Here is a 256-nt window from a genome sequence, read left to right as displayed (position 1 = left end):
GCATGCGCCGGCTCTTCTGGAAAAGCTGATTGTTCTGGACCTGCCGGAGGGCACGTTCCTCAATCTGAATTTCCCGAACTGCCGTCCTGACGAGGTCGACGGCGCCGAGGTGACCATGCAGATTGAAGGCGAGCTTGCCCTGCATCGTCACCTCGGCGCCGTCGACTTCGTCGGGACGGCAGTTCGGGAAGTTGAGATTGAGGAAGGTACCTTCAGGCAGGTCGAGCACCATCAGCTTTTCGAGGAGCGCCGGTGC

The 256-nt window shown here is 60.5% G+C and carries 2 pseudogenes; one reads left to right on the top strand and one right to left on the bottom strand.

The features are described from left to right. Positions 1-145: pseudogene (locus EOD29_RS33195) on the top strand (5'/3'-nucleotidase SurE); the annotation flags it as partial. Here the strand turns inward: EOD29_RS33195 and EOD29_RS33190 are convergent. After that, positions 119-256, bottom strand: a pseudogene (locus EOD29_RS33190) (5'/3'-nucleotidase SurE); the annotation flags it as partial. The pseudogenes EOD29_RS33195 and EOD29_RS33190 sit on opposite strands and share 27 nt — an antisense overlap.

The sequence above is a fragment of the Mesorhizobium sp. M1A.T.Ca.IN.004.03.1.1 genome (genome assembly GCF_003997555.1).
GTDB lineage: Bacteria > Pseudomonadota > Alphaproteobacteria > Rhizobiales > Rhizobiaceae > Mesorhizobium.
This window is presented reverse-complemented; position numbering and strand designations above follow the sequence as displayed.